The following is a 6,584-nucleotide window of genomic DNA, read 5'->3' on the forward strand; positions in this document are numbered from 1 at the left end:
CGGCGGGGAGGATGAACATCACCCGGCCGTCCACGGGGGACAGGAGGGTGAGGGCGGAGTCGGTGTGCAGGCGCTCGCGGGGCACGGAGATGTGGACGCCCTTGGAGCCGCGCACGGCGGGAGTGGAGCCATTGTTGGCGGCGTCGAGCCGGCGAATCTCATCGCTCCAGGGCCCGGTGGAGTTGACGAGCACGCGGGCACGGACGGTGAGCTGCTGGCCGGTGAGGTTGTCCACGACGGTGGCGCCGCGGGCCCGGCCCTCCTCGACGACGAGGCCGCGCACGGAGGCGTGGTTGAGGACGACGGCGCCGGCCTCGGAGGCGCCGATGGCGTTGGCGAGGGTGAGGCGGGCGTCATCGGTGGCGGCGTCGTAGTAGCGGGCGCCGCCGGTGAGCCCATCGGAGCGGAGACCGGGGATGGCCTCGACGATCTGCCGGGCGCTGAGGGTGCGAGCGGCCTTCACATTCCGGAAGAGCGCGAGGGCGTCATAGAGCATGAGGCCGGCGGAGAGCTTCCAGCGGGGGATGCGGGCACCCTTGTAGACGGGCCAGACGAACGGGAGGGGCCGGACGAGGTGGGGAGCCAGGCGGAGGAGGCGGGCGCGCTCGATGCTGGACTCGAAGACGAGACCGAGGTGGCCGTGCTCGAGGTAGCGGATGCCGCCGTGGATGAGGCGGGAGGAGCGGCTGGAGGTGCCGGAGGCGAAGTCCTCGCGCTCGACGAGGGCGACCTTGAGACCGCGGAGGGCGGCATCGCGGGCGATGCCACACCCGGTGACGCCGCCGCCGATGACGAGGAGGTCGAAGACCTGGGAGGAGAGAGCGAGCAGGCGCTCGGCGCGGGGGGCGGGAGGAGGAGGGGGAGAAGGAGGAAGGGCGGCGATGGCACCAGAGCCACGGCTGCGAAGGGGAGCGGGATCCCGCTGGGCGACGGATTCAGGACGCACGGCAGGGAGTGTAATGGCGGGAAGGACGAGGAACAGCAGGAAGCGAACGCAGCGCGTCACGAGGGGAACGAAACGAGGTCCGCGAACACTTGAGCCCCAACCACCCTTCTCCCTTCGGCAGAGGGACGGGGTGAGGAGAGCGAGCAGGCCACCCGACCAGGGGGGAGGGGAAGCTGTCGGGAAGCTGGCGGAAGGAATGCGGGAGCGAGGGGAAGTGCATACCTCACGGGATGCGCGGGCCGAGGGGAGGTGGGAGCGTGAAGACGGTGACGTACGAGCGCAGCGGCAGGACGAACACGGGGGCGCAGGCGGTGAGGGTGGAGGGGATGAAGCACCTGCGGGTGCTGGAGCAGGGAGAGACGGTGGTGGAGAGGGACCTGACGGAGGAGGAGGTCAGGCGACTGCGTCCGTTGGTGGAGGAAGCGGAGCGACAGCCGGCGCCGGCGGCGGTGACACCGGAGGCGGGGGGTCCGAGGGGGATGGCGGTGAGCCTGGCGTTCGAGGACGAGGAGACGCCGCGAGTTCGGCTGGAGGCGCACCCGGGGCAGAGGGCGAAGGGAGCGGGAGGGGCCTACGACGAGCTGTTGGGGGAGCTGGACGAGCTGCTGACGTCGGAGCTGCACGAGCGTGCCCCGAGACACGCGCACGCGGTCCTCCCCCACGAGCTGAGGAACGAGGAGTAGCGGAACTCAGACGGTGGGAAAGGAACCGGAGGCGGGGGAGCGTCCGCTGGGGGGAGGCTCGACGGGGAGGGTCACGGTGAAGGTGGAGCCCTGCCCGAGGAGGCTCTCGACGCGGATGTCACCGCCGAGTGACTCGACGATCTGCTTGACGATCCACAAGCCGAGACCGAAGCCGCCGTAGTGGCGCTCGGAGACGGCGCGCTCGAAGCGCTGGAAGATGCGGGCCTGGTTCTCGGGAGCGACGCCGATACCGTGATCGCGCACGGTGAGCCGTGCGCAGGAGCCCTCCTGGACGACGGAGAGCTCGACGGGGTGGGCGGCGCCGTACTTGAGGGCATTGGAGAGCAGGTTGGTGACGACCTGTTCGAGCCGGAGACGGTCCCAGCGACCGACGACGGGGGACTCGGCCTGGAGAACGAGCCGGCACCCGGCGCCGGCGGCATCGGCCTCCGCGCGGGTGACGACATCCTGGAGGAGGGCGGCGAAGTCGACGGTCTCGCGCTCGAGGGCGAGGCGTCCGGCGCGGATGCGGGAGACGTCGAGCAGGTTGTTGACGAGCTGGTGGAGACGCTCGGCGGGGCGGCGGGTGGCCTCGATGCGCTTGCGAGCGGGGTGGGGATTGCCCTCGGCATCGGTCTCGGGGAGCGAGCGCCACAGGAGCTGGAGCTGGAGTTGGAGTGAAGTCAGGGGCGTCTTCAGCTCATGGGAGGCGACGGAGAGGAAGTCGTCGCGAATCTGAAGGGCCTTCTGGAGGTCCTGGGCGAGGGCTTCGACCTCGCGGCGGGCGAGGACCTCTTCGGTGACCTCGGCGCAGAGGGCCATGGTGCCGAGCGTCTCGCCATCGACGCCGCGCCAGGGCTGAACGGTGAGGTCGAAGTACTTCACCTCTTGCTGCCCGGAGCCGGAGAAGTCGGCGCGTACGGGCACCTCATGACCGACGACGGGTTGGCCCTTGCGGTAGACCTCGTCGAGGAGCTGGAGAAGGTTGGGGTCGAGCCCGGAGGTGGTCTCACGCACGGAGCGACCGATGGCGAGATGCTCGCCGACGAGGGTCTGCCCGAGCGGGTTGACGAGCTCGACGACGTGCTCGGGGCCACGGGAGAGGCAGATGGCGACGGGGGCCTGCATGAAGAGGGTCTCGAGGCGTTCGCGTTGAGACTCGGCCTCGAGGTGGGCGTCATGCTCGCGGGCGAGGAGCTGAGCGCGCTCGTGGTCCTCGCGGAAGCGGGAGGAGATGTCGCGGAAGACGATGACGGTACCGAGCGGGCGGCCCTCGGAGTCGGTGATGGGGGCGTCGGTGTGCTCGATGGGGAGCTCGGCGCCGTTCTTGGAGAGGAGGAGGGCCTGGCGGCCGAGCTGAATGGGGCGCGCCTCCTCCTGGGGGACGGAGAGGAGTGGGAGGGGCTCGCGGGAGACGGGGTCGAGGAGCTGGAGGATGCGCGAGAGGGGCTGACCGATGGCCTCGGGCTCACGCCAGCCGGTGAAGTAGCAGGCGACGGGGTTGATGAAGCGGATGAGGCCGTTGGAGTCGGTGGTGAGGACGGCGTCGCCGATGCTGCGCAGGGTGACGGAGAGGACGTGACCGTTGGCGAGGGAGGAGGCGCGAGCGCGCTGGGCCTCCTGGAAGGTGGAGCGGGCGCGGGCGCACACCCCGGTCATGAGGGCGGCGACGCCGGTGAAGAGGGCGCTGGAGAGGGCGTGGTGGGAGGCGCTGGGAGGAGCGGAGCCCTGGTGGAAGAAGAAGTGGATGAGAAGGAGCGAGAAGGCGGTGGAGAGGGCACCGGGGCCGTAGCCGCCGAGCCAGGCGGCGAGGAGGACGGCGGAGAGGAAGAGGAGGTAGGGCGAGGGGGCGAGCCACTGCCAGAGGAACGACTGGAGGGCGAAGGCCAGGGTGGTCGCGAGCAAGGCCAGGCCGTAGCGACCCCAGGAGGAGGACTCAGCGAGGCGGTCGGGGGAGGAGGCCAAGGCGCACCCGGGAGGAGCCGACGGAGAGACGGACGAGAGCGGCGATGGAACCTGGGAGGCGCGCTTCCCTTCCCTTGTGAATTGGAAAACGAGCACCAGAGCCCCCCGGAACGGGAACAGTCTACCGGACTGGTCGGGTGCTCGGCCAGGGAGGGGGCGAGCGGAGGGAAGGGAGGCGTGGGAGGGGGTCGTGTGGCGGGGTGGGAGGTGGGGCGACTAGAGAGGGCACATGAAGCGCGTGCGGTTCTCGGTGCACCGGACGGTGGGCGAGGCGAGGCTCCTGGCGGGACTGCTGGCGGGTTCCGACCTGTCGGTGGAAGTGCGCGGGGAGTCGTTGTCGCCACTGGGAGGGGAAATCCCGAGCACGGAGACGTGGGTGGAGCTGTGGCTGCCGGAGGAGGAGGTTGGCAGAGGGAGGGAGCTGATGGCGGAGCTGGAAGCGGACCAGGAGGCATCGACGAGGACAGTGGAGTGTCCGCGGTGCCAGGAGGAGAACCCTGGAAACTTCGAGCTGTGCTGGAGCTGCGGAGTGGACCTGCCGTCCCCGGTGAAGACGAGGCCGAGGCTGAAGGCGGTGCCCTGAGGAGAAGCCCGGCTGATGGGAGTGGGGACGGGGTGTCGGGCAGTAACCAGGGGAGAGGGAAGCGGGCCGTGCGAGGGAGACGGCGAGTCCCTTAGAGTCAGAAGACCGTGTCGAACGTCCCACCAGCCGAAGGAATGCGGGGTCCGAGAGGCCCTGAAGAGAGGACGCGGACCCCTCGGGGTTCGCGTGGGGGGTGGGATCGGAGCCTGAGGAGCGCGCTGGTGGCGTGCGCCGTGGCGTTCCTGATCCACCTGATTCCGCTGTTCCTCCCGAGGGACGTTCCAGCGCAGAACTTGGCGATTGCACGCGCGATTCCGGACTCAGCGCAGCGGGCGAAGACCCTGAAACCGCTGAAGACGAACGAGAAGGCGACGGGAGCGGAACTCAGGGAGGCAGCGGAGCTGCTGAGGGAGGGGGCGCCGCTGGACGCGTACGAGCTGGCGAGGGAGGCGGAGCGACGGGAGCCGGGGGCGGTGGAGACGCAGTTGCTGTTGGTGAAGCTGTGCCACGAGCAGCGGATGAAGCGCTGCGAGGAGGAGGCGTTCACGAAGGCGGAGAAGCTGGCGCCGGGGGATGCGAGGGCGGAGCTGCTGCGAGCGGACATCCAGGAGAGGCAGGGGGACGTCCGGGGAGCGCTGGAGTCGGTGAAGAAGGCGTACGAGAAGGAGCCGGAGCTCGCGGGGGTAGGAGTTCGATACGGAAGACTGCTGAGTTCGGTGGGGCGCGGGGACGAGGCGGTGGAGGTGCTGAGGGGATTGGAGGGGAAGCTGGGGAGGGGTCGGATACTGGTGGAGGAAGGGTTGGTGCGAGTGGCGCAGGGGAGGATGGAGGAAGCGAAGGAGCTGTTCGGGAGGGCGGTGGAGGCGGATCCGAGGCTGGTGATGGGGCACTACCACCTGGGGATGACAGCGTTCCGGGTGGGAGACGTGAGGGGTGCGGAGGAGGCGTTGAGGGAAGCGGATCGCCTGGACATGTCGGACATGAGGTCGCTGTCGGCGCTGTGCGAGGTGCAACGCCAATCGGGCCAGAAGGACGCGATGCTGGCGACGCGAATGGATCTGGAGCGTCGGTTCCCGGAGCGGATGGACGCGGTGCGCACCGCCTGCCGAGCGGAATGACTACTCGGAAATGCCGCGGATCCGCCGGAGCACCCGTGCGGCGCGCTTGACCTCGTCATCGACGGACCCATTGGCGAGTTCGGTGCGAACGACGGCTTGAAGGAAGGGGATGGCTTCGTCCTCGCGGCCCTGCTCGACCAACAACTCACCGAGGGCCATCCGCGCCTGGGTGAGCATGACGAGGTCCTCGGCCTGGACGGAGGAATCAATCGCATCACTGAGAGCGGACTCAGCGAGCTCGGGGCGGCCACGGGCGAGGAGCTCGCGGGCGCGGACCAGATGGCGAGAGGCGTCCAGGGACAGACTCCAATCAACGAGGGGACAACCAGGGTGGAGCCGGGTTATCCCAGGGGTATGGAAGACGAGTCGCGAATCACGGAGCTGGAGCTGCGCTACATGCAGCAGCAGGAGCTGCTGCAGGAGCTGAGCGAGGTGCTGTACGCGCAGCGGCGGGAGCTGGACACCCTGAAAGCGGAGCTCGAGTTCGTGAAGAAGAAGCTGGAGGGAGACCCGGGCTTGGTGGATGCGCGGCAGCAGGAGAAGCCGCCGCACTACTGAGGATCGCACCCGACCAGGCGGAGCCTAGAACCGCCAGCCGAGCCGCAGACCGACATGGGGCTTGGGCTCGAGGTAGCCAACCTCGAGACCGACGCTGAAGGAGCGCGCCTGGTAACCAAAACCGAAGGCGCCGTGAGCGCGGAAGGTATCGCCCTCGAAGTAGACCCAGGGACCGCCGAGGAGCTCCAGGTAGAGCGGAGTGCGGCCGGGACGGATGCGGAGGCTGAGGTCGAGGGGGACGCCGAGGGTATTGGGCTGGGTGGCGAGGAGAGCGCCGAAGCGGGCGCCGATGGAGAGGGGACCGACGAGGGCGAAGTCGACGGCGCCGGTGAGGCTGAAGAAGGCGCCGTTGTCGATGTGGTAGTCAGCGCCGAGATTGAGACGGAAGTCAGCGGCCTCGGAGCGCTCTGGAGCGAGGAAGACGGCGAGCGCGAGGAGACTACCGAGGACGGGACGCAGCAGTTGCTTCATGAACGAGGCGCTCCTGGACTTGAAGGGTGGAACACCAATCAAGCAAGCCCGGGGGGCCATCGCCAGCACGAAGAGTGGACTCGCGCAGTGAAGGACAGAGCGCCGTCAGGATCGACCAGAGCCCGCAAAGGCGAAGGCCCCGAGGCCTCACGTATGTGAGGACTCGGGGCCTTCAAAAAAAATCCGGCAGCGACCTACTCTCCCGCGCGGTTTCCCGCGGAGTACCATCGGCTCTGGAGGGCTTAACTTCCGTGTTCGGG

At 69.0% G+C, this 6,584-nt stretch carries 8 protein-coding genes and 1 rRNA gene; 4 read left to right on the forward strand and 5 right to left on the reverse strand.

Annotated features, from left to right (window positions below; genetic code table 11):
* A partial coding sequence (locus VF794_RS26675; RefSeq protein ID WP_331115180.1) for a glycerol-3-phosphate dehydrogenase/oxidase occupies positions 1–883 on the reverse strand: 883 nt, incomplete at its 3' end.
* Positions 884–1,203: 320 nt separating this feature from the next.
* Between VF794_RS26675 and VF794_RS26680 the strand changes: the two genes are divergently transcribed.
* Entirely contained in the window at positions 1,204–1,629 is a 426-nt protein-coding gene (locus VF794_RS26680) for a hypothetical protein (protein WP_331115167.1), read from the forward strand.
* Between the two features lie 6 nt (positions 1,630–1,635).
* Here VF794_RS26680 and VF794_RS26685 read toward each other — a convergent pair whose 3' ends face one another.
* Positions 1,636–3,594: an ATP-binding protein gene (locus VF794_RS26685; RefSeq protein WP_331115169.1), complete on the reverse strand. Its 1,959-nt coding sequence runs from the start codon at positions 3,592–3,594 to the stop codon at positions 1,636–1,638.
* A 229-nt stretch (positions 3,595–3,823) separates the two neighbouring features.
* Here VF794_RS26685 and VF794_RS26690 point away from each other — a divergent pair, with 229 nt between their 5' ends.
* Together VF794_RS26690 and VF794_RS26695 are read left to right on the forward strand one after the other, a co-directional pair.
* Positions 3,824–4,177 carry a hypothetical protein gene (locus tag VF794_RS26690; RefSeq protein ID WP_331115171.1) on the forward strand — a complete coding sequence of 118 codons (354 nt, stop codon included), beginning with the start codon at positions 3,824–3,826 and terminating at the stop codon, positions 4,175–4,177.
* 233 nt (positions 4,178–4,410) lie between these two features.
* Positions 4,411–5,295, forward strand: a complete 885-nt coding sequence (locus tag VF794_RS26695; protein ID WP_331115173.1) for a tetratricopeptide repeat protein — start codon at positions 4,411–4,413, stop codon at positions 5,293–5,295.
* On the opposite strand, the gene VF794_RS26700 is transcribed toward VF794_RS26695, so the two are convergent.
* Positions 5,296–5,472, reverse strand: coding sequence for a hypothetical protein (locus VF794_RS26700; protein WP_331115175.1), 177 nt, complete (start codon positions 5,470–5,472; stop codon positions 5,296–5,298).
* A gap of 177 nt (positions 5,473–5,649) precedes the next feature.
* On the opposite strand from VF794_RS26700, the gene VF794_RS26705 reads away from it, so the two are divergent.
* Positions 5,650–5,853, forward strand: a complete 204-nt coding sequence (locus VF794_RS26705) for a SlyX family protein (protein WP_331115177.1) — start codon at positions 5,650–5,652, stop codon at positions 5,851–5,853.
* 24 nt (positions 5,854–5,877) lie between these two features.
* On the opposite strand, the gene VF794_RS26710 is transcribed toward VF794_RS26705, so the two are convergent.
* Both VF794_RS26710 and rrf read right to left on the reverse strand, forming a co-directional pair.
* Positions 5,878–6,324 carry a hypothetical protein gene (locus VF794_RS26710; RefSeq protein ID WP_331115178.1) on the reverse strand — a complete coding sequence of 149 codons (447 nt, stop codon included), beginning with the start codon at positions 6,322–6,324 and terminating at the stop codon, positions 5,878–5,880.
* 181 nt (positions 6,325–6,505) lie between these two features.
* Positions 6,506–6,584, reverse strand: a 5S ribosomal RNA gene (rrf, locus tag VF794_RS26715); the annotation flags it as partial.

It is taken from the genome of Archangium sp. (genome assembly GCF_036389735.1).
Lineage (GTDB): Bacteria > Myxococcota > Myxococcia > Myxococcales > Myxococcaceae > Archangium.

What these genes read in the sequence shown, in the direction of transcription:
- VF794_RS26690 (WP_331115171.1), top strand. Translation starts at nt 3,824, where the DNA reads ATGAAGCGCGTGCGGTTCTCGGTGCACCGGACGGTGGGCGAGGCGAGG.
- VF794_RS26700 (WP_331115175.1), bottom strand. Translation starts at nt 5,472, where the DNA reads ATGCTCACCCAGGCGCGGATGGCCCTCGGTGAGTTGTTGGTCGAGCAG.
- VF794_RS26710 (WP_331115178.1), bottom strand. Translation starts at nt 6,324, where the DNA reads ATGAAGCAACTGCTGCGTCCCGTCCTCGGTAGTCTCCTCGCGCTCGCC.
- VF794_RS26705 (WP_331115177.1), top strand. Translation starts at nt 5,650, where the DNA reads ATGGAAGACGAGTCGCGAATCACGGAGCTGGAGCTGCGCTACATGCAG.